Origin of the sequence: Allosphingosinicella sp., assembly GCF_046295735.1 — a bacterium.
GTDB lineage: Bacteria > Pseudomonadota > Alphaproteobacteria > Sphingomonadales > Sphingomonadaceae > Allosphingosinicella.
Genome location: NZ_JBKBMQ010000009.1, coordinates 24,223 through 42,205, shown reverse-complemented (window position 1 = coordinate 42,205; position 17,983 = coordinate 24,223). Strand labels below are relative to the sequence as shown.

General features: G+C 69.8%; 21 protein-coding genes. 4 read left to right on the top strand and 17 right to left on the bottom strand.

All coding sequences use genetic code 11. From position 1 onward, the window contains the following. Positions 1–11: 11 nt before the first annotated feature. The 7 genes from ACK4K7_RS09850 to ACK4K7_RS09820 all read right to left on the bottom strand — a co-directional run bounded on the left by ACK4K7_RS09850 (position 12) and on the right by ACK4K7_RS09820 (position 6,561). Positions 12–845, bottom strand: a complete 834-nt coding sequence (locus ACK4K7_RS09850) for an outer membrane protein (RefSeq protein WP_431865621.1) — start codon at positions 843–845, stop codon at positions 12–14. 155 nt (positions 846–1,000) lie between these two features. Beyond that, a complete protein-coding gene (locus ACK4K7_RS09845) occupies positions 1,001–1,561 on the bottom strand; it encodes a fasciclin domain-containing protein (RefSeq protein ID WP_431865804.1) in 561 nt (186 codons plus the stop codon). A 289-nt stretch (positions 1,562–1,850) separates the two neighbouring features. Beyond that, positions 1,851–2,480, bottom strand: a complete 630-nt coding sequence (locus ACK4K7_RS09840) for a D-Ala-D-Ala carboxypeptidase family metallohydrolase (RefSeq protein ID WP_431865619.1) — start codon at positions 2,478–2,480, stop codon at positions 1,851–1,853. Positions 2,481–2,622: 142 nt separating this feature from the next. Then, entirely contained in the window at positions 2,623–3,276 is a 654-nt protein-coding gene (locus ACK4K7_RS09835; protein WP_431865617.1) for a D-Ala-D-Ala carboxypeptidase family metallohydrolase, read from the bottom strand. Positions 3,277–3,298: 22 nt separating this feature from the next. Further along, entirely contained in the window at positions 3,299–4,669 is a 1,371-nt protein-coding gene (gene lpdA / locus ACK4K7_RS09830; protein ID WP_431865616.1) for a dihydrolipoyl dehydrogenase, read from the bottom strand. Position 4,670: 1 nt separating this feature from the next. Next, entirely contained in the window at positions 4,671–5,039 is a 369-nt protein-coding gene (locus ACK4K7_RS09825) for an endonuclease domain-containing protein (RefSeq protein ID WP_431865614.1), read from the bottom strand. Between the two features lie 175 nt (positions 5,040–5,214). After that, entirely contained in the window at positions 5,215–6,561 is a 1,347-nt protein-coding gene (locus ACK4K7_RS09820; RefSeq protein ID WP_431865612.1) for a pyruvate dehydrogenase complex dihydrolipoamide acetyltransferase, read from the bottom strand. A 123-nt stretch (positions 6,562–6,684) separates the two neighbouring features. Here ACK4K7_RS09820 and ACK4K7_RS09815 point away from each other — a divergent pair, with 123 nt between their 5' ends. Further along, positions 6,685–7,140, top strand: a complete 456-nt coding sequence (locus ACK4K7_RS09815; RefSeq protein ID WP_431865611.1) for a universal stress protein — start codon at positions 6,685–6,687, stop codon at positions 7,138–7,140. 24 nt (positions 7,141–7,164) lie between these two features. Here ACK4K7_RS09815 and ACK4K7_RS09810 read toward each other — a convergent pair whose 3' ends face one another. The 4 genes from ACK4K7_RS09810 to ACK4K7_RS09795 form a co-directional block, all read right to left on the bottom strand. Beyond that, entirely contained in the window at positions 7,165–8,019 is an 855-nt protein-coding gene (locus ACK4K7_RS09810; RefSeq protein WP_431865608.1) for an RcnB family protein, read from the bottom strand. Positions 8,020–8,080: 61 nt separating this feature from the next. Then, on the bottom strand, positions 8,081–8,590 hold the full coding sequence (locus ACK4K7_RS09805; RefSeq protein WP_431865607.1) for a GAF domain-containing protein: 510 nt from the start codon (positions 8,588–8,590) through the stop codon (positions 8,081–8,083). Positions 8,591–8,835: 245 nt separating this feature from the next. Further along, positions 8,836–9,240 (bottom strand): alternative ribosome rescue aminoacyl-tRNA hydrolase ArfB, encoded by a 405-nt coding sequence (gene arfB / locus ACK4K7_RS09800; protein WP_431865605.1) that lies wholly within the window; start codon positions 9,238–9,240, stop codon positions 8,836–8,838. Beyond that, on the bottom strand, positions 9,227–9,883 hold the full coding sequence (locus tag ACK4K7_RS09795; protein WP_431865603.1) for an RluA family pseudouridine synthase: 657 nt from the start codon (positions 9,881–9,883) through the stop codon (positions 9,227–9,229). The genes arfB and ACK4K7_RS09795 overlap by 14 nt, the downstream gene beginning before the upstream one ends. A gap of 169 nt (positions 9,884–10,052) precedes the next feature. On the opposite strand from ACK4K7_RS09795, the gene ctrA reads away from it, so the two are divergent. Continuing rightward, a complete protein-coding gene (gene ctrA, locus ACK4K7_RS09790) occupies positions 10,053–10,754 on the top strand; it encodes a response regulator transcription factor CtrA (protein ID WP_431865601.1) in 702 nt (233 codons plus the stop codon). 282 nt (positions 10,755–11,036) lie between these two features. On the opposite strand, the gene ACK4K7_RS09785 is transcribed toward ctrA, so the two are convergent. Together ACK4K7_RS09785 and ACK4K7_RS09780 are read right to left on the bottom strand one after the other, a co-directional pair. Beyond that, positions 11,037–12,452: an MBL fold metallo-hydrolase gene (locus ACK4K7_RS09785; RefSeq protein ID WP_431865599.1), complete on the bottom strand. Its 1,416-nt coding sequence runs from the start codon at positions 12,450–12,452 to the stop codon at positions 11,037–11,039. Between the two features lie 189 nt (positions 12,453–12,641). Beyond that, on the bottom strand, positions 12,642–13,373 hold the full coding sequence (locus tag ACK4K7_RS09780) for a Bax inhibitor-1/YccA family protein (RefSeq protein WP_431865597.1): 732 nt from the start codon (positions 13,371–13,373) through the stop codon (positions 12,642–12,644). 122 nt (positions 13,374–13,495) lie between these two features. Here ACK4K7_RS09780 and thpR point away from each other — a divergent pair, with 122 nt between their 5' ends. Further along, positions 13,496–14,029: an RNA 2',3'-cyclic phosphodiesterase gene (gene thpR, locus ACK4K7_RS09775; RefSeq protein ID WP_431865595.1), complete on the top strand. Its 534-nt coding sequence runs from the start codon at positions 13,496–13,498 to the stop codon at positions 14,027–14,029. Here thpR and ACK4K7_RS09770 read toward each other — a convergent pair. From ACK4K7_RS09770 to ACK4K7_RS09755, 4 genes are read right to left on the bottom strand one after another with little or no spacing between them, the layout of a single operon-like run. Next, positions 14,014–14,685, bottom strand: a complete 672-nt coding sequence (locus ACK4K7_RS09770; protein ID WP_431865593.1) for an SdpI family protein — start codon at positions 14,683–14,685, stop codon at positions 14,014–14,016. The two genes, thpR and ACK4K7_RS09770, sit on opposite strands and share 16 nt — an antisense overlap. After that, a complete protein-coding gene (locus ACK4K7_RS09765; protein ID WP_431865592.1) occupies positions 14,682–14,966 on the bottom strand; it encodes an autorepressor SdpR family transcription factor in 285 nt (94 codons plus the stop codon). The genes ACK4K7_RS09770 and ACK4K7_RS09765 overlap by 4 nt, the downstream gene beginning before the upstream one ends. A gap of 56 nt (positions 14,967–15,022) precedes the next feature. Next, complete coding sequence (locus tag ACK4K7_RS09760; RefSeq protein ID WP_431865590.1) at positions 15,023–15,832, bottom strand: fructosamine kinase family protein; 810 nt, start codon at positions 15,830–15,832, stop codon at positions 15,023–15,025. Continuing rightward, the gene (locus ACK4K7_RS09755) at positions 15,829–16,296 is read right to left on the bottom strand and encodes a low molecular weight protein-tyrosine-phosphatase (RefSeq protein ID WP_431865588.1); all 468 of its coding nucleotides are present in this window, start codon (positions 16,294–16,296) and stop codon (positions 15,829–15,831) included. Before ACK4K7_RS09755 ends, ACK4K7_RS09760 begins: the two co-directional genes overlap by 4 nt. Positions 16,297–16,375: 79 nt before the next feature. On the opposite strand from ACK4K7_RS09755, the gene ACK4K7_RS09750 reads away from it, so the two are divergent. After that, the gene (locus tag ACK4K7_RS09750; protein ID WP_431865586.1) at positions 16,376–17,959 is read left to right on the top strand and encodes a spinster family MFS transporter; all 1,584 of its coding nucleotides are present in this window, start codon (positions 16,376–16,378) and stop codon (positions 17,957–17,959) included. Positions 17,960–17,983: the final 24 nt, after the last annotated feature.

The following is a 17,983-nucleotide window of genomic DNA, read 5'->3' as shown; positions in this document are numbered from 1 at the left end:
GTCGTTCCTCCTCAGAAGCGGTAGCTGGTCGTCAGATGGACGCCATGGGTGTTGAACCGGCTGGAGCTGCGCGCGAAATCCGTCCCGGCGGCGTTGGTGCGCAGGAAGGGATTGCCCGCCGGGGCCGGGCCGCCGGCCCGGACGCGAAAGTCGCTGTCGTCATCGAGGCTGGTATAGAGATATTGCAGCCCGATCGAGAGATTGCGCCCGAGCCGCTGCTCGACCCCGCCGCCGAGGCGATAGCCCCAGCCGTCGCCGCGTTCGGAGCGGGCGGTGAAGCTGTTGGCCGTGTTGCTGGTCGAGAAGCTGTTGCGGATGCGGCCCCAGGCGACGCCGCCGGTGCCGTAGACCAGAGTGTCGCCCATCGCGACGCCGGCACGCGCGCGCAGAGCGGCATTCTCGCGCAGCTCCCGGGTCATCACATAATTGGCCGGCGTGGTGCTGAAGGCGGTGACGCTGTCTTCCGCACCCGATCGACCGATCTCTGCGACGACGCCGAGCACGAAGGATCCATATTGCTGGTCGTAGCCGGCATGGACCGCGAAGTCGGTACCGCGCCGGTCGCGCCGGCAGCCTTCCGCCGCGCTCCGCCCGACGGCGCGGCGGTCGCAGAAGCCGGGCGAGAAGGCGTCGGCGCCGGTGCCGGTGCGAACCGTGTCGCCGAACCGGCCGTCGAGATCGGTGTCGAACAGGATCGATTCGCTGCCATTGCCGGTCGCCTGCGAGACGCCGATGCGCCCGCCGGCGTGAAAGCCGGTCCAGTCGCCGGCGACTGGCTGGGCATGAAGGGGGGCGCCGAGGCCGGCGGCGGCGAGCAGGGCGGTGCCCATGATGAACGTGCGCATGATTGAACGGTCCTTCAAAACATTCCTGGATGGATGAGGCGCAAGGCGACGCCGAGGGCCGCGCCCGTCCACAGCCCGCATTTCACGAGCAACGCCCACATCAGCGGCACGAGCAGCGCGCGCGAAGGGGCGTGAGCGGACGGGCGCGGCACGGATCAGCCCGGCAGCGACACGGTGTCGGTGACGTGGATGACGCCGTTCGACTGCATCACGTCCGCCTGGACCACGGTCGCGGTGCCGCCGGCGGCATCGACCAGCACCACCCGGTTGCCCATCATCCGCGCGGTAAGGGTGCCGCCCTGGACGGTGGTGAGCCGCGCGCTGCCGCCGCCCGCGCGGATGCGCTGCATCAGATCGGACGCGGTCACCCGGCCCGGGACGACATGATAGGTCAGCACCGACTGTAGCGCCGAACGGTTTTCGGGGCGCAGCAAAGTGTCGACCGTGCCGGCGGGAAGCTTCTGGAACGCCGCGTTGGTCGGCGCGAAGACGGTGAAGGGGCCGGCGCCCGACAGCGTGTCGGCGAGGCCCGCCGCCTGGACGGCAGCGACCAAAGTGGTGTGGTCGCGCGAGTTGACGGCGTTCTGGACGATGTTACGATTGGGGTACATCGGCGCGCCGCCGACCATCACCGTGCCGCCTGCCGCGGCCGAGGCGCGCGTCCCGCCGGCGCCCGCATTCGCGCCCAGGCCGGCGTCCATCGCGCAGCCCGCCATCGGCGCCGCCATCAGCGCGAGTGCGATCGTCGCTCCATAAGATTTCATCATCGAGTTCCTCCTTTTCGGCGCAGCCCGAGCCGGACTGCGAGCGGAGGTACGGAGCGTTCCCGGCCGCGGATGCAGCGAGGATGAAATAAACTTCGCGAAAAGGTACTCGGTCGGCGGAGCAGGATCTCCCGGTGGTCGCAACGTACGGAGCGGCTGGACGAGGCTGCGGCCAGGGTAACGGCTTCAAGCCTGCCGGCGCGGGGACAGCCCCCGCGCGCTCAACGTGCGGTTCGGCGGATCAGGCGGTGCGGCCGTTGCAGGGGCTGCTGGCGCCCCGGCCGTCGGTGCCCCATTTGCGGTAGCCGCTGGTGTCCACATGGAAGCGGCTGGCGCTGTAGAAGCCGAGGCCGGCGTTGAAGGCGCGGCCGCTGCGCGCATGGGCGGCGCACAGGCTGCGGATCAGCTCGGAACGGCTGATGTCGCTGGCGGGGACGAGGTCCATGGCGAAGAACATGCGGTGGGCGGACTGGCGCGCGCCGCGCGAGCAGCCGTTGAGCTTTTCGTTGCGGAAGACGGAGAGAGCCTCGACGTCGCCGATCGCCGGGCGCACCTCTTCCTTCACGAAGCGCAGGGTCTGGACGATGTTGCTCCACTGATCGACCGGCGCGACTTCGAAGCGGCCGGCATTGCACTGCTTCCAGGCGGAGGAGGTGCGGACGAGCTGCCAGGTCGGGACCACGTCGGCCAGTTCGCGCTCGGCGAGGAAGGTGCGGAAGGCGAGCACGGCCTCCCTGTTCTCCGGGGACTGGGCGAGCCATGCGTGATAATCGGCCTTGGACTGGCCCGGGGCGACGCTCTGCGCGGCGGCGGGAGCGGCCGTCATGGCGACGGCGGCGGCGACAGCGGCAAGACCGATTTTCCTCAGCATCCTCATCCTTCATGTTTGGGGGCGCGAGCGCCCGCGTGAGACCGCGGATCGGATAAGCGGATGCGACGCGGCGATGTCGATACTCAGCGGGAGGTCCCCCCTCCGGCCATCTGCCTGTTTCTATAGGGAAAAGCGCCTGAACTCAACCTGACTGGCCGAAATCGGGCGCGGGCAGGTCACGGTTCGCCGCTGTGCAGGGCGTGCTTTCGGCGCGGCCGTCCGGGCCCCAGCGGCGGAAGGAGCGGCTGTCGACGTGGAAGCGGCGGAAGGCGTAGAAGCCGAGCCCGATGCCCGCCTCGCGCCCGCGAAACGCGTGGATCGCGCAGATCGCCCGGATCATCGCGTCGCGCTCCAGCGCCGCGACCGGCACCAGGTCGAGCGCGGCATAATCGACATGGGCGCTGGTCGCCGCTCCGCGCGCGCAGGCGTTGAGCGGCGGGTTGCGATAACCCGACACCGCCTCCACCGGGCCGATCACCGGCACGACATGGTCGCGCACGAAGCGCAAAGTGCGGGCGACGTTCGGCCACAAAGCGGGCGGCGCCACCTCGAAGGGCGGGCCGCCGCATTCGGCCCACATGCTGGCCGTGCGGGTGATCTGATAGGTGGGCAGGATCCCGGCGACGCCCGCCGCCTCCTGCCACGCCTCGAACGACAGCACCGCCCCCCGCGCCGCCGGATCGCCCTCCAGCCAGGCGCGATATTCCGCCTCCCCCTGCCCCACCGGCAATTGCTGCGCCCCCGCCGGCGCGGCGACGGCCAGGGCGGCGAAAGCGAGCGGGAGGAAGCGGGGCATCGATCGGTTGATCAGGGCCGCCTCAGTAATGCAGCGCCCGGCCGTAGGCGTCGAGGACGCTTTCGTGCATCATCTCGCTGAGCGTCGGGTGGGGGAAGACGGTGTGCATCAGGTCTTCCTCGGTGGTCTCGAGCTGGCGGGCGACGGCATAGCCCTGGATGAGTTCGGTGACTTCGGCGCCGACCATGTGGGCGCCGAGCAGCTCGCCCGTCTCCGCGTCGAACACGGTCTTCACGAAGCCCTCGGCCTCACCGAGCGCGATCGCCTTGCCGTTGCCGATGAAGGGGAATTTGCCGACCTTGACCTTGCGGCCCTGCTCCTTGGCCTTGGCTTCGGTCAGGCCGACGCTCGCCACCTGGGGGCGCGAATAGGTGCAGCCGGGGATGTTCCAGGTCTCGAACGGGTGGGGCTTCTTGCCCGCGATCGCCTCGACGCAAACCACGCCTTCGTGACTCGCCTTGTGGGCGAGCCAGGGCGGGCCGGTGACGTCGCCGATCGCATAGACGCCCTCGACATTGGTGCGGCCATAGCCGTCGACCACGATATGGCCGCGCTCGGTCTTCACGCCGAGTTCCTCGAGGCCGATATTCTCGGTGTTGGGGACGATGCCGATCGCGACGATGGCGTGGCTGAACTCCTGCACGTCGCCGCCCTTCAGCGTCGCCTTGACGCCGGTCTTGCCGGTCTCGAGCTTCTCGACGCCGGAGGAGACGTGGATCTTCATGCCCTGCTTGGTCAGCGCCTTGTGCATGAAGGCGGAAACCTCCTCGTCCTCGACGGGGAGGACGCGGTCGAGCATCTCGACGATGGTGACCTCGGCGCCCATGTCCGAATAGAAGCTGGCGAACTCGACGCCGATCGCGCCCGATCCGATGACGAGCAGCTTGGAGGGCATCTCGCCCGGCACCATGGCGTGGCGGTAGGTCCAGATGCGCTCGCCGTCCGCCTTGGCGAAGGGAAGGTCGCGGGCGCGGGCGCCGGTGGCGATGAGGATGTGCTTCGCCTGGAGCGTGCGCTCGCCCACCTTCAGGGTGCCCTTGCCGGCGAGGCGGCCCTCGCCTTCGACGACGGTGACCTTGTTCTTCTTCATCAGCCCCTTGACGCCGCCGTTGAGCTGGCCGGCGACCTTGCGGCTGCGCTCGACGATCTTGGCGAGGTCGAAGCCCGGCTTCTCGGCGGAAAGGCCGTAGGCGCCGGCATGGGTCATGTAATGGTAGATCTCGGAGGTGCGCAGCAGCGCCTTGGTCGGGATGCAGCCCCAGTTGAGGCAGATGCCCCCCAGCCGCTCGCGCTCGACGATCGCCACCTTCATGCCGAGCTGGCTCGCCCGGATCGCGGAGACATAGCCGCCCGGGCCGGAGCCGAGGACGATGAGGTCGAAAGTGTCGGACATGTCAGTCTCCATACCCCTCTCCCCTTGCGGGAGAGGGAGGGGCCCGGCGCGAAGCGACGGGAGGGTGAGGGGAAGTCAATTCAGCGAATATGGCGTCCGCCACTGCAGAGCGCTGCAGGGAGATGTCGTTGTTCCAGAAGCGCAGGACGCGGAAGCCTTGGATTCGCAGGAAAGCATCCCGGCGGGCATCGTCCTCGCTGTCGGCATGGTGCGATCCGTCGGCTTCGACGATCAGCCGCTGCTCCAGGCAGATGAAATCAACGATATAGGGTTCGATCACCTGCTGGCGGCGGAACTTGAAGGCGGCGAGCCGGCGGTCGCGCAAGAGCGACCACAGATGTTTCTCCGCCTCGGTGGGATGAGCGCGCATCCATTTTGCGCGGGCGAGGAGCTCCTTTCGGGTCGGCCCCTCACCCTCCCACCCGCTGCGCGGGCGGGCCCCTCCCTCTCCCGCAAGGGGAGAGGGGAAAGGAGGCTCGACCCGCCCCCCTCTCCCCAACCCCTCTCCCGCAAGGGGAGAGGGGCTAAGAGCGCCGCCCTTCATCTTACGCGATCATCCCCAGGGGGTTCTCCACCAGCCGCTTGAACGCCTGCATCAGGCGCGCCCCGTCGGCGCCGTCGATGGCGCGGTGGTCGAAGCTGCCGGTGGCGCTCATAACCGTCGCGATCTGGAGCGAATCGTCCACCACATAGGGGCGCTTTTCGCCGGCGCCGACCGCCATGATCATCCCCTGGGGCGGGTTGATGACGGCTTCGAACTGCTTGATGCCGTACATGCCCATGTTGGACAGGCTGGCGGTGCCGCCCTGATATTCCTCGGGCTTCAGCTTGCCGTCCTTGGCACGGGCGGCGAGGTCCTTCATCTCGGCGGAGATGGCGGACAGGCTGCGGCCGCCGGCATCCTTGACCACCGGGGTGATGAGGCCCGCCGGGATCGACACGGCGACCGAGATGTCGGCGCGCTGGAAGGTGACGAGTTCGGAGCCGGTGAACTGGACGTTGCACTCCGGCACTTCGATGAGCGCGGCGGCGAGCGCCTTGATCATGAAGTCGTTGACCGAGAGCTTCACCCCGCGCGCCTCGAGCGAGGCGTTGAGTTCGGTGCGCAGCTTCAGCAGCGCGTCGAGGCGGATGTCGACGGTGAGGTAGATGTGCGGCACCTGCTGCTTCGATTCGGTGAGGCGCCGCGCGATCGTCTTGCGCATGTTGGACAGCTTGGCGCTCTCGTGCGGCACGTCGGGCACCGAATAAGCGGTCGGCGCGGGCGCGGCGGCGGCGGGGGCCGGAGCGGGCGCGGCGGCCTGGGGCTGCGCCGCGGCGGGGGCAGCGCGGCCGCCGGCCCCTTCGATGTCCGCCTTGACGATGCGGCCGCCGGGGCCGGAGCCCTGCAGGCCGCCGAGATCGATCCCCTTCTGCTCGGCGAGGCGGCGGGCGAGCGGGCTCGCCTTGACGCGGTCGCCGCCGGAGGAAGCGGGCGCGGGCGCCGGCCGGTCCCGCGGCTTGTCCTTAGCGGGGCTGGCGCCATAGCCTTTCTCGGCCGGCTCGGGCGTGGGGGCCTTCGTATCGGTCGCGGGTTGTCCGGCGCCGGTCTCGCCGCCGTCCTTCGCCACCGGCTCCCCGGCCGATCCGGCGCCGGCGGAGACGTCCTCGCCTTCGGCCGCGATCAGCGCGATGACGGTGCCGACCTTCACCTCGTCCGTGCCTTCCGCAACCAGGATCTTCGCGATCGTGCCCTCGTCGACCGCTTCGAACTCCATCGTCGCCTTGTCGGTCTCGATCTCGGCGAGGAGGTCGCCGGCGGCAACCGTGTCGCCCTCCTTCACCAGCCATTTGGCGAGCGTCCCTTCCTCCATGGTGGGCGAAAGGGCGGGCATCTTGAGTTCGATCGGCATGAGCGTCGGAAGTCCCTGTTCGGCAGTCGCTTCGTCTCAACAGCAAAGCCGGGGGGCGGGTCAAGCCTCGCGCTTGCAAGAGGGGGCGATCCGGGGCACCGTTCCGGCGAACAGGAGGGGCCGGTGCGCACATATCTGGTGGTGATCGACGACACCCAGGAGGCGCTGGTCGCGCTGCGCTGGGCGGCGCGCCGGGCGGCGCGGACCGGCGGCGCGGTGGAAATCCTGGCGATGATCGAGCCGCAGGAGTTCGTCCAGTGGAGCGGCGTCCAGGCGGCGATCGAGGAGGAGGCGCGGCTGCGCGCCGAGGCGATGGTGCTGCAGGCCTCGTCCGCGATCACCGAGGAAGCGGGCGTGCGCCCGTCGATCCTGGTGCGCGAGGGCGAGCCGGTGAAGGTGATCACCGAGATGCTGAAGGAAGGCGACCGGATCGCGGCGCTGGTGCTCGGCGCCGCCGCCGACGGCGGGCCGGGCCCGCTGGTCAGCCATTTCGCCGGCACCGTGGCGGGGAGCCTGCCCTGCCCGCTGGTGGTCGTGCCGGGGCGGCTGTCGGACGAGGCGCTCGACGCCCTCAGCTGAAGCGGGCGGCGGCGGGCGGGCCGCTCAGCCGCGCTCGCCCTTCACCGGCGCGATGCGGCGCGGCGGCGGCGCGCGGCGGACCGGCGCGGCGCGGCGCTGGCGGACCGTTTCCACCACTTCCTCCGTCACATAGGTGCGGGTGACGACCGGATGGGTGGTGACGGTGGTGGTGGTGACGGTCACCACGCCGCCGCAGGCGCAGCCCTGGGGCATGCCGCCATAAGTGACATGGTCGTAGCCGGGATGGACATAGCCCGGCGGCCCTTCGGCATAGCCGAGCTGGCCGTGCTGTTCGACCCAGGCATGGTCCTCGGCGCCCGGGCGCCAGTCGCCGGTGCCGACATATTGCGGGATGCCGCCGCGATGATCCCACGGCTCGCCATATTGATCCCAGTCGAGCCCATGCCGGCCGTCCATCACCATGCCGTCGCGATCGATCAGATAGGCGTCGTCATAATAGCGCACCCAGCGATGCCCGTCCCGCGGCTGGTGCAGCCCGTAGAGGCGCCAGTTCTGGACGTGGAATTGCGGCCCCCACCAGAAATGCGCCATGCGGTGGCCGCGCTGCAGCCGGGGCACGTGCGAATAACGCGGCCCGCGATAATGAGGCGGATAGACCCAGCCGTGCTGCGGCGCGCCGGCATGGGGCGGGGCGCCGTGCGGCGGGAAGGCATGGTGGGGCGGCATGTGCTGGCCCGAGCCGACATGGCGCGGCGGCACGTGGTGGACGGGCCCGCCTTGGTGCGGCGGCATGTGCTGGCCGGGACCGCCGTGGCGCCAGGTGTGGCCGGCCGGCGCCTGCTGCGCGGCGGCGGGGGCGAGCGGCAGCAGAGCCGCGGCGGCGGCGGCCAGCGGAACGAAGGCGATCTTCCTCATCATGCATCCCCTGTTCGGGAGGCCGCGGCGTACGGGCGCGCCTCGGCCGCCTTGTCGAGGATGATTAACGCGCCGCCGACGCTTTTTCTACCAAAGTGAGACGCGGGGCGAGCAGACGTGCCAATTCGACACAGCCGGCCACGTCCTGCTCGTCGAAGCGGGCGGTGCGCGGGCTGTCGAGATCGATGACGGCAATCAGCGCGCCTTCGTGCACCACCGGCACCACCAGTTCCGAAGCCGAAGCCGCGTCGCAGGCGATATGGCCGGGAAAGGCGTGGACGTCGTCCACCCGCTGCGGCTCCAGGCTTTGCGCGGCCGCCCCGCATACGCCCTTGCCGAACGGGATGCGGATGCAGGCGGCGCGGCCCTGGAACGGCCCCAGCACCAGCTCGCCGCCGACATTGCGGTAGAAGCCCGACCAATTGAGATCCGGCAGCGCCTCCCACAGCAAGGCGGCGACGTTCGCCATATTGGCGACGGCGTCCGGCTCGCCCGCCGTCAGCGCGTCCGCCGCGCCGACCACCTGACGCCACAGCTCCGCCTTGTCCCCCGCCTCGATCCTGAAATCGTACATTCCCGTTCCTCGTTTTAACCCCCTCTCCCAGGGGGAGAGGGGCTGCCGCGCCGCCTCGCCTCTCCGCCCCCTCTCCCAGGGGGAGAGGGTTGGGGTGAGGGGTACGGCGTTAGAGGTTGTCCTCCACCGCCCGAACCCCTCACCAACTGCGCCTAGGCTCGGCTTCGCCTCGCCAAGGCTTCGTATCCTCTCCCCACGGGAGAGGGGCTGCCACTGCCCCCCTCTCTCCAGCAGGGAGGGGGAAACTACTCCACCCGCACCTTCGCCCGGGTCGCCTTCACCGCGCCGCGGCCTTTCTTCTCGTCCATCCGCTTCGCCTTGGCGGCCTTGCTCGGCCTGGTCTTCTTGCGCTTGCGGGGCCTCAGATGGGCCTTGGCGATCAATTCCGCCAGCCTGACGCGCGCATCCTCGCGATTGGCTTCCTGGGTGCGGTAGCTGCGGGCGGTGATGACGATCTCGCCGCCGGCGGTCATGCGGCTGCCGGCGAGGCTCTTGAGCCGTTCGTAGACGTCCGGCGCCAGGCCGAGCCTGAACACGTCGCAGCGCAGCTGGCAGGCGGTCGCCACCTTGTTGACGTTCTGCCCGCCCGGCCCGGACGCCGCGAGGAAGCTTTCGCTCAGCGCCTCTTCGGGAAGGTCAAAGGACGTCATCGCCGAACCCGACATGGCGGAAGGAAGGCGGCAGCGGCGCCCGCGCCTCCACCGGCGGCTTGGCGCCGCGGTCCAGCCGCAGCGACAGCGCGTGGAGCAGCATCGGCCCGCGCCCGGCGCCATAGACCGGATCCCCGGCGATCGGCAGGCCGATGCCGTGAAGCGCATGGGCGCGCAGCTGGTGGGTGCGGCCGGTCTCCGGCGTCATCAGGACGAGCGCCTTGCCGTCCCGCGCCGCCACCACCCGCCAGCCGGTCGCGGCCGGCTTGCCTTTGGGATCGGGCACCATCCGCCACCCTTCGGCCGCGCTCGACACCTTGGCCAGAGCGAGGTCCACCCGCCCCTCCGCCGCGTCCGGCACGCCGTCCAGCACGGCGAGATAGGATTTCTCCACCCGCCGCTCCTCGAACGCGCGCTGGAAATGTTTGTGCGCCTTGGGATTGCGGGCGAGCAGCAGGCAGCCGGACGTGTCGCGGTCCAGTCGATGGACGGGGAGCGGGGGGCGCTGGAAACCGAAGCGCAGATCGGCGAGATGATCCTCCAGGCTGCGCGGCGTGCGCGTGCCCGGATGGACGGCCAGTCCGGCCGGCTTGTCGATCACGATCGCCTCGCCGTCGATGAAAAGAACGCGCTCATCCCACATGCTGCCGCCCTGCCAGTCTTGTGGCGCCGGCGCAACGATGCGGCTTTCATCGGCGCTTCAGCGGCTTAATCCGAAATTAACCTTTTCAGTTCAGACCTTGAATGGTTAATGACCGTGCAAGGGGGTTCCGGACGTTCCGGGCGCCACGCAAACAAGGGGCAAGACCGTTATGCGCGTGCTGCTGATCGAAGACGAGCCGACCACGGCCAAGGCCATCGAGCTTATGCTCACCACCGAGGGCTTCAACGTCTACACGACCGATCTGGGCGAGGAAGGCCTCGATCTCGGCAAGCTGTACGACTATGACATCATCCTCCTCGATCTGAACCTGCCCGACATGCACGGCTACGACGTGCTGAAGAAGCTGCGCGTCGCCAAGGTCGGCACCCCGGTGCTGATCCTGTCCGGCGTCAACGAGATGGATTCCAAGGTTCGCGCGCTGGGCTTCGGCGCCGACGATTATGTGACCAAGCCCTTTCACCGGGACGAGCTGGTGGCGCGCATCCACGCGGTGGTGCGCCGGTCCAAGGGCCACAGCCAGAGCGTGATCCGCACCGGCAAGCTGTCCGTCAATCTCGACGCCAAGACGGTGGAGGTCGACGGCGCCCGCGTGCATCTCACCGGCAAGGAATATGCGATGCTGGAGCTGCTGTCGCTCCGCAAGGGCACGACGCTCACCAAGGAGATGTTCCTCAACCATCTCTATGGCGGCATGGACGAGCCGGAGCTGAAGATCATCGACGTCTTCATCTGCAAGCTGCGCAAGAAGCTCTCCCTCGCCTGCAGCGGCGACAATTATATCGAGACCGTCTGGGGCCGCGGCTACGTCCTGCGCGACCCGGAGGATGTGACCACCGCCCAGGTCGCCTGAGCCGCGCGGGCGAAAAACCCCTCTCCCCCCGGGAGAGGGTTGGGTGAGGGTCACCGCCGGTCGCGAAAAAGCCCGGGCACCTTCGCCAACTCCGTCACCCTCACCCCAACCCTCTCCCATGGGGAGAGGGGGCCTGCGGCCGCGCGGGCCAAAAAGCCCTCTCCCCCGGGAGAGGGTTGGGTGAGGGTCACCGCCGGTCGCGAACAAGCCCGAACACCTTCGCCAACTTCCGTCACCCTTCCCCCAACCCTCTCCCATCGGGAGAGGGAGCTTGGGGCCGCTTCAGAATGCCGGGCCGCGCTCCACCGCAAGGCGCAGATCGGCAAGCCCGGCCGGACGGCCGTGGATGCCGACGATCTCCTCCACCGCCAGGCCGCGCGTCACGATCTCATGGTGGAGCTCGCCGGCGATCGGGAATTGCGGCGGCACCTCGCCCCGCTCCGGCACGAAGAACAGGTCGCCCTGAAACAGGATCTTCCGTTCGGGCAAATGGACCAGCAGGTTGGCGGCGCTGTGCCGGCCGGCAAAGGCATGGAGGTCGATGCGGACCGGGCCGCCGTCCAGGCTGCGCCGGTCGGCCACCTCCTCGATCCTGAGCTCCCCTTCGGCTCCGGCGGCGCGCAGCTGGCGCTCCAGCGCCACCCGGGCGCCCCGCGCCGCGACGATGGTCGCGCCGGCGTCGTGCCAGGCCTTGAGCCCGCCGACATGGTCCGAGTGCGGATGGGTGACCAGCACATGGGTGACGGGACGGCCGGGCAGCGCCGCGTCCAGCAGCCGTTTCTGCAGGGCGGCGTAAGCGGGATTGAGCGGCGCTTCGACCAGGATGAGGCCGCCCGCATGCGCGATCGCCGCCGAGCGGTAGCCGGCCGGCATGTTCTCGAACAGATGGACGCCGTCGCCGCGCGCGGCGAGGCGGGGCTCGCCGGGCGGCGGCGGCGGCGCATAGCCGGGCGGCGGCGCATGCGCCTCGAGCGGCGCGGCGCCCGCATCGAAGCGGCCGAGCCAGACCGTCTCGCGCCCCCCGCCGGCCTGTCGGATCTCGGTGCGACTGGGCAGCATGATGCCGGCGCGGCGGGCATAGAGGTCATAGCCGATCTCGGTCTGGGCGCGTCCCTCGACCATCCGCCGGGCGTTCAGCGGCAGGCCGGTCGCGGGATCGACGCTCACCTCGATCCGGTCGCCGGCCGGGTCGGTGAAGGCGAAGCCGTCCGGTCCCGCCGGCTCCAGCCGCCCGGCCGCGCGCGCCTGGCGGAGCAGCAGGTGGGGGAAGAAGCGCTCGAACTGGGCGCGGCTGCGGGCCGCATCCTCCGCGCCGAACGCGGCCAGATCGGTGCCGGTGCGCCAGCGGAGGAGATCGACGCTCCACCCGCCCTCCGGCGTCAGCGCCGCGCGGGTGAGAAAGCGGACCTCGCCGGGGAAGACCTGCTCCGCCTCGCGGATCATCCGCCCGGCCGCGGCATCGAACGACCAGGCATAGGAGCGGCGGACCAGGGCGACCGGATCGGCGGGATCCGCGGCCTGTTCGGCCGCCTGGCCGGTGCCCGACTGGCGGGCGCGGAAGGCTTCGGCGCGGACGCGCGCGTCGGCGGGTCCGATCGCCGTCTCGGCCCGGGCGAGCAGCCGGTCGGGCGCCGCCCCCTGCGCCGCGAGCGGCGCGGCGACCGCCGCCGCCGCCGCCAATCCCAGAATGAAGCGCATCGGCCTTCCCCCTCCGTCCGCAGGATAGCACCCCCGCCCCCCGCGCCTACCCGCAAAGCAAGGGAGGTCCACGCCGTACGGGAGAAAAAGCCCTCTCCCGGAGGGAGAGGGGGCTTGCGGTCGAACCCCCATAGAAAAAGGGCCCGGCGTTGCCGCCGGGCCCCTTCCTTGTCCGGATGTTCCGGCCGCTTATTCGCGGTTCCCCAGGAACTGGAGGAGGAACATGAACATGTTGATGAAGTCGAGATAGAGGGTGAGCGCGCCCATGATCACGGTTTTGCCCATGATGTCGGACCCCGCGACCTGGAAATAGAGGCTCTTGATCCGCTGCGTGTCGTAGGCGGTGAGGCCCGCGAACAGCAGCACGCCGATGAAGCTCACCGCCATCTGCAGCGCGCTCGACTGCAGGAAGAGGTTGATCACCATCGCGACGATGAGACCAATCACGCCCATGATCAGGAAGGTGCCCATGCCCGACAGGTCGCGCTTCGTCGTATAGCCCCAGAGGCTGAGGCCGGCGAAGGCGGCGGCGACGGAGAAGAAGGTGAGCGCGATCGATTCGCCGGTGTAGACGAGGAAGATGGACGACAGCGACAGGCCCATCACGGTCGCGAAGCTCCAGAACAGCACCTGGAGCGTGCCCTGCGACAGGCGGTTCATGCCGAAGCTCATCACCATGACGAAGGCGAGCGGCGCGAGGATGATCAGCCAGCGCAGCGGCGTCGCCAGCACTTCGGCGGCGAGGCCCGAACGGGCGAACAGCATCGCGACGATGCCCGTCAGCAAAATGCCCGACGCCATATAGTTGTAGATCGAAAGCATGTAGGACCGCAGGCCCGCGTCGAAGGCCACGGCTTCGCGGCCCGTGGTCGCGGTCGGCTGCGGCCTGGCGGTTACCCGCGGGTCAGACCAATTTGCCATCTTTTCATCTCCTTATGCCGGCAAGAAGCCTGCCGTTGCCGCGCAATATCGGGCGATAAGCGGCGATTTTCAAGGAAAACCGGTTCGCGACCGGTCCGATTTCGGGCTACGGGAAAAGGGCCATGCACCGCCTGTTCGCCGCCGTCGCCCTGCCCCGCTCCGTGCGCGAAACGCTGCTGTCGCTGATGGGCGGCGTGAGCGGCGCGCGCTGGCAGGACGAAGACCAGTTGCATCTGACGCTGCGCTTCATCGGCGAGGTCGACCGCCACCTCGCCGGCGACGTCCATGCCGCGCTCGGCACCGTCCACCACCCCCGCTTCGAGATCGCGCTGGCGGGCCTCGGCACCTTCGACCGGCGGGGCCAGCCGGAAACGGTCTGGGCCGGCGTCGCGCCGCACGAGCCGCTGAAGGCGCTGCACAAGAAGATCGACCAGGCGGTGCAGCGCGTCGGGGTGGCGCCGGACCGCCGCGCCTATCTGCCGCACATCACGCTGGCGCGGCTGAAGCGCACGTCCGGCCCGGTGCACGAGCTGATCGGAACCCGCGGCGGCGTCAGCGGACCGGCTTTCGAAGTCGACGCCTTCTGCCTCTACGAAAGCCGGCTGACGCCCGACGGCGCGGTTTATTCGATCGTCGAGCGCTACCCCCTCGGCTGATCGGCCTGCTCGCGCCGCCACAGCAGGTAGGAATAGACCAGCGGCACCGCGACCCCGATCAGCACGGCCAGCAGCAACAGTCCAATCAGCAGCGGCTCGCCCGCGCCGATCAGAGCGGCGGCCAGCACCGCCGCGCCGCCCGCCACCATCAGTTTCCCGGCCAGCCGGTGGGTCTTGATCCACACCTCCTCGCTCGCCAGCGTCCAGGGCGTGCGGAAGCCGACCATGTACATGCGCCGCGACTTGCCGAGCTGGTTGCCGATCAGCACCAGCATCAGGCCGACCGAGCCGGCGACCAGCCGCGCGACCGGAACGGCGAGGCCGAGCGCGGTGCCGAGCACGGCGAGATGCACCGTGCCGAGCGTCAGCAGCACCGCCGCCCAGCCCCACAGATAGAGGCCCTGGCTGCGTTCCAGCCCCTCCCGCTTCGGCTCCAGCTTCGGGATCGCCCAGAAGAGCAGCACGGAGAAAGCCGTGATGGCCGGCATCATCAGCAGCGCCGTCCATTTGCCCGCGAAGCCGTCCGCCCGGCCATAGGCGTCCCAATGGATCGGCAGCAGCGCGTCGGCGGGGAGGCGGCTCGCGACCCACAGGGCCGACGCCAGCATCGCCGCCAGCACCGCCGCCGAAAGCGCGATCATCTTGCCCTGGGTCATTCCGGCTTCTCCTTTCCCCTTCTACCCACGCTTATCGTCCCCATGAAGCCCAGCACCACTTCCTCCAGCACCGACAGGTTCAGCGAATAGAAGATGGTCGTGCCGCGCTGGTCCGCCTGGATGAGGCCGGCCTCCTTCAGCTTGGCGAAATGGCCCGACATGGTCGGCTTCGACACGTCGAACGCCTCCGCCAGCTCGCCGGCCGTGCGGGACCCACTCTTCAGCATCTCCAGGATCGCCCGGCGCGTCGGATGGGCGAGCGCCTCGAACACCTTGTTCATCGTCCCTGCCTTTTGTTATTTAGCTAAATAACGAACTTGCGGGCACGGGTCAAGGCTCAGGCGCCGAGGGCGCCCAGCAGGCGGTCCGCCATCGCGGCGTAGGGCTGGCCGAACAGTCGCAGATGCACCAGCGCTGGGAAAAGCTGGTAGGCAGGGCGCCGCTCCTCCGCGCCCTGCCGCGGCGCGCCATAGGCCTCGTGAAATTCGGCGGGCGGCTCGGCGAACAGGGTCAGCATCGCAAGATCGAACTCGGGATCGCCATGATAGCAGGCCGGATCGATCAGCGCGGCCAGCCGCCCGTCCCGCACCAGGATGTTGCCGGTCCACAGATCGCCGTGGAGCAGCGCCGGCGGCGGCGCGGCGGGGAGGAGGTCGGCCATCCGCGCCGCGGCGCGGTCGACCCGCTCCCGCCAGGGACGGTCGAGCAGGCGCGCGGCGGACACGAGCCGCTGCTCCGCCCAGAAACGCGGCCAGTCGCCCGACACGCGATTGTCGAGCTCGACCGTGCCGATCGCATAATCGACCGGCCAGCCATAGCCCTCGCCCCGCACCGCGTGGAGCCGCGCCAGCGCCGCCCCGATCTCGCGCCACGCCTTGGGGCTCAGCACGCCGTCATTGGCGACATGCTCCAGAATCAGAACGGGCGGATGCTCGCCCTCCACCGCCGGGGTCGGGATGCCCGCTCCCGCCAGCGCGCGCAGCATCGCCGCCTCGGCCCCGGCCGCGGGGCTGCTCTTGGCGACGCTCAGCCGCCCGTCGGGCCGCCGCATCAACAGCACTTCCGACAATTCGCCGCCCGCCAGCCGCTCGAGCCGGTCCGGCGGAACGCCGGTCAGCTCGGCGACCCGGCGGGCGAAGCCGATCATTTTTCCGCTCCGATCCGCCGCGCCAGCCCGCGCGCGCCGGCGACCACGTCGGCCCAGGTCTCGGCGAAATGACTGTGATCGCCATGATAGGGATCGGCCACCGTCTCGCCGCGGCGCCCCTCGACATGATCGAGCAGCAGCGACAGATCGGCCGTGGCGTCCGCGGGCCGCAGATCCTCGAGATCGGCCAGGTTCTGCGCGTCGAGCGCGACGATGAGGTCGAAGCGGCGGAAATCCTCCCGCCGCACCTGGCGCGCCCGCAGCCCTGAGATGTCGACGCCATTGTCCCGCGCGACCGCGATCGCCCTCCGGTCGGGCGGGCGGCCGACATGCCAGTCGCCGGTGCCCGCCGAATCGACCTCGACCGCGATGCCGAGCCGCTCCGCCTCGCGCCGCAGCGCCGCCTCCGCGAGCGGCGAACGGCAGATATTGCCGAGGCAGACGAACAAGACCCGTTTTGCCACAACCTCTCCCCGTGCCGGCTTGCCAAAGGCCCCTGCTCTGCTAGCCCTTGGCGGAAAGCAGAACAACGGAGAGCAGCCCATGGCGTCCACGCCGGCCGACGGTCCCACCGGCACTCCCGCGCAGGAGGTGCCGCGGCCAAGCGAGGGCTATGCCCGCTACGTTCTGGGGATCCTCGTCCTCGTCTACATGCTGAACTTCATCGACCGGCAGATCCTGTCGATCCTGGCGGAGGACATCAAGGCCGACCTCGGCCTCACCGACGCCGATATCGGCTTCCTCTACGGCACGGCCTTCGGCGTCTTCTACGCCTTGTTCGGGATCCCGCTCGGGCGGCTCGCCGACAGCTGGAACCGGGTGAAGCTGATGGCTGGCGGCCTTGCCTTGTGGTCGGCCGCGACCGCCGTGTCGGGCTTCGCCAAGACCGGCGGCATGCTGACGGCGGCGCGGGTCGGCGTCGGCATCGGCGAGGCGACGGCAAGCCCGTGCGCCTATTCGCTCATCTCGGACTATTTCCCGAAGGAGAAGCGGGCGACCGCGCTCGCCATCTATTCGTCCGGCCTCTATATCGGCGGCGGCCTGTCGCTGTTCATCGGCGGCGCCATCGTCCAGAACTGGAACGCGGCCTTTCCGGGCGGCGGCCCGCTCGGCCTGGTCGGCTGGCAGGCGGCGTTCCTCGCGGTCGGCCTCCCCGGCCTCCTCGTCGCGCTCTGGGTTGCGAGCATCCGCGAGCCGCTACGCGGCCAATCGGAAGGGATCGTCACCCCGCCGCCCGCGCAGCCCTTCCGCGGCTTCTTCAACGAACTGATGACGGTCATTCCGCCGCTCACCCTGATCGGGGCGATGAAGCGCGGTCCCTCGGCCTTCGCGATCAACCTCGCCGTGGCGGCGGTGATCGCCGCCATCTCGGCCGGGCTCATCGCGCTGACCGGCGATTATCCGCAATGGATCGCGGTCGGCATCGGCTTCTACGCCGTTTACTCCTGGGCGACCGCGCTGCGCGAGCGCGACCCGCCGACCTTTCAGCTGATCTGGGGGACGCCCGCTTTCCTGTGCACGGTGCTCGGCTACGGCCTCGTCGCCTTCCTCGCTTATTCGGGGAGCTTCTGGTCGGCGCCTTACGCGCTGCGCGTGCTCGGCGCCGATCCGGCGATCGCCGGCTTCATCATCGGCGGGTCGGGCGCGGCCGGGGGCTTCCTCGGCGTCGTGCTGGGCGGGCGGCTGGCCGATCGCTGGAGGCGCACCAATCCGTCGGGCCGCGTGATCGTGATCGGCCTCGGCCTTCTCCTCCCGATCCTGCCGCTGGCGGTCGCCTTCACCACGCGCGACCTCATGCTGTTCTACGCGATGCAGCTCCCGGCCCAGGCCTTGTCCAGCATGGCGCTCGGCGCCGCCGCGGCCACCACGCAGGACCTCGTCCTGCCGCGCATGCGCGGGGCGGCGACGGCGACCTTCTTCCTCGGCACGACGCTGATCGGCCTCGCCATGGGCCCCTATATCGCCGGGCGCGTCTCGCTCGCGATCGGCGATCTCGGCCTCGGCGTGCTGTCGCTGCTGGCGGTGGTGCCGATCTCGCTCGCCGCGCTCATCTATCTCTACAAGGCGCTGCCCCGCGCCGAAGCCACCGTCCTCGACCGCGCCCGCGCCGCCGGCGAGGTGGTCTAGAAGCCCCATCCTCCCTGCGGAGCG

Bases quoted from the DNA above. Each gene is read 5' to 3' on its own strand.
- ACK4K7_RS09850 (WP_431865621.1), bottom strand. From the start codon at position 845: ATGCGCACGTTCATCATGGGCACCGCCCTGCTCGCCGCCGCCGGCCTC.
- lpdA (WP_431865616.1), bottom strand. From the start codon at position 4,669: ATGTCCGACACTTTCGACCTCATCGTCCTCGGCTCCGGCCCGGGCGGC.
- ACK4K7_RS09810 (WP_431865608.1), bottom strand. From the start codon at position 8,019: ATGATGAGGAAGATCGCCTTCGTTCCGCTGGCCGCCGCCGCCGCGGCT.
- ACK4K7_RS09805 (WP_431865607.1), bottom strand. From the start codon at position 8,590: ATGTACGATTTCAGGATCGAGGCGGGGGACAAGGCGGAGCTGTGGCGT.
- ACK4K7_RS09820 (WP_431865612.1), bottom strand. From the start codon at position 6,561: ATGCCGATCGAACTCAAGATGCCCGCCCTTTCGCCCACCATGGAGGAA.
- arfB (WP_431865605.1), bottom strand. From the start codon at position 9,240: ATGACGTCCTTTGACCTTCCCGAAGAGGCGCTGAGCGAAAGCTTCCTC.
- ACK4K7_RS09785 (WP_431865599.1), bottom strand. From the start codon at position 12,452: ATGCGCTTCATTCTGGGATTGGCGGCGGCGGCGGCGGTCGCCGCGCCG.
- ACK4K7_RS09780 (WP_431865597.1), bottom strand. From the start codon at position 13,373: ATGGCAAATTGGTCTGACCCGCGGGTAACCGCCAGGCCGCAGCCGACC.
- ACK4K7_RS09795 (WP_431865603.1), bottom strand. From the start codon at position 9,883: ATGTGGGATGAGCGCGTTCTTTTCATCGACGGCGAGGCGATCGTGATC.
- ACK4K7_RS09835 (WP_431865617.1), bottom strand. From the start codon at position 3,276: ATGCCCCGCTTCCTCCCGCTCGCTTTCGCCGCCCTGGCCGTCGCCGCG.
- ACK4K7_RS09750 (WP_431865586.1), top strand. From the start codon at position 16,376: ATGGCGTCCACGCCGGCCGACGGTCCCACCGGCACTCCCGCGCAGGAG.
- ACK4K7_RS09765 (WP_431865592.1), bottom strand. From the start codon at position 14,966: ATGAACAAGGTGTTCGAGGCGCTCGCCCATCCGACGCGCCGGGCGATC.
- ACK4K7_RS09770 (WP_431865593.1), bottom strand. From the start codon at position 14,685: ATGACCCAGGGCAAGATGATCGCGCTTTCGGCGGCGGTGCTGGCGGCG.
- ACK4K7_RS09825 (WP_431865614.1), bottom strand. From the start codon at position 5,039: ATGCGCGCTCATCCCACCGAGGCGGAGAAACATCTGTGGTCGCTCTTG.
- ACK4K7_RS09840 (WP_431865619.1), bottom strand. From the start codon at position 2,480: ATGCTGAGGAAAATCGGTCTTGCCGCTGTCGCCGCCGCCGTCGCCATG.
- ctrA (WP_431865601.1), top strand. From the start codon at position 10,053: ATGCGCGTGCTGCTGATCGAAGACGAGCCGACCACGGCCAAGGCCATC.
- ACK4K7_RS09760 (WP_431865590.1), bottom strand. From the start codon at position 15,832: ATGATCGGCTTCGCCCGCCGGGTCGCCGAGCTGACCGGCGTTCCGCCG.
- ACK4K7_RS09845 (WP_431865804.1), bottom strand. From the start codon at position 1,561: ATGGCGGGCTGCGCGATGGACGCCGGCCTGGGCGCGAATGCGGGCGCC.
- thpR (WP_431865595.1), top strand. From the start codon at position 13,496: ATGCACCGCCTGTTCGCCGCCGTCGCCCTGCCCCGCTCCGTGCGCGAA.